The sequence below is a fragment of the Mesorhizobium sp. M7A.F.Ca.CA.004.04.2.1 genome (assembly GCF_004022825.1).
In the GTDB taxonomy this organism is placed as follows: Bacteria; Pseudomonadota; Alphaproteobacteria; order Rhizobiales; family Rhizobiaceae; genus Mesorhizobium.
This window is the reverse complement of the sequence record NZ_RZPH01001509.1, coordinates 1-913: the sequence shown is the minus strand read 5'-3', so window position 1 is coordinate 913 and position 913 is coordinate 1. Positions and strand designations below refer to the sequence as shown.

The 913-nt window shown below is 60.6% G+C and carries 2 protein-coding genes; one reads left to right on the top strand and one right to left on the bottom strand.

The window, feature by feature from the left end; genetic code table 11:
- On the top strand, positions 1 to 533 hold a 533-nt coding region (locus tag EN893_RS35765; RefSeq protein WP_128362256.1), incomplete at its 5' end, for a sulfatase/phosphatase domain-containing protein.
- Positions 534 to 581: 48 nt separating this feature from the next.
- Here the strand turns inward: EN893_RS35765 and EN893_RS35760 are convergent.
- Positions 582 to 913, bottom strand: a 332-nt coding sequence (locus tag EN893_RS35760) for a PRC-barrel domain-containing protein (RefSeq protein ID WP_164901479.1), incomplete at its 5' end; no start/stop codon positions are given.

Here is a 913-nt window from a genome sequence, read left to right as displayed (position 1 = left end):
ACATTCCGCTGATCATTCGCGATCCGCGCCAAGGCAAGGCGACCGGCGGCAGTGTCGACAGCTTCACCGAAGCGGTCGACATTTTGCCGACGCTTCTCGACCTGCTCGGCCAAAAGCCCGCGCCGCATCTCGACGGCGCCTCGCTGAAGCCGTTCCTGGGCGGAGAAACCCCTACGGCCTGGCGCGATGCCGCACATTGGGAGTTTGACTTCCGCTCGATTGCCGCGGGCGAGGCCGAAAACCATTTCGGCATCGCCGCACGCCAATGCAACCTCGCCGTTATCCGCACGGAGCATTTCAAATATGTGCATTTCGGCGGCAATCTGCCGCCGCTGCTCTTTGATCTAAAAAGCGATCCGGGCGAGCTGGACAATCTCGCGGCCGACCCCGGCCATCTCACCGTGCGCCTGGAATTCGCCGAACGGCTGCTCGCCTGGCGGGCCGAACATCTCGACCAGTCGCTGGCGCTGGCCGAATTGACCCAGAACGGCCTCGTCGGCCATGCCGCTGGCCTGCCACCTGGCCACACATAAATAAAGCCCGCGCCGTTGCCAGCGCGGGCTTCATTGGGCTGAACAGAATTACCTTACGATCATGCGCTGCTGATCGCGCTGTTCGGCGTAACTGCCTTTATCATAGGCGGTTTGAGCCTCGAGCTGTTCCTTGGTGAAGGTCGTGTAAAGATATTTGTTGCCGTCCTTGTCGGTCATGAATTTGAGATTATCCATACCAACCGCGACCTCCTTTTCACCGACGCCTAAGAAGCCGCCAACGTCGACGATCACCGCGTCCGTCTTGTTGTCAGGCGCAAGCACGACATCGCCGATTTCGCCTACCCTGGCGTCGTTTGCGCCGTAGACAGTCGTGCCCTTCAGGTCATCGGCACGAATCTCGCCGACCGGCATCTCGGTCA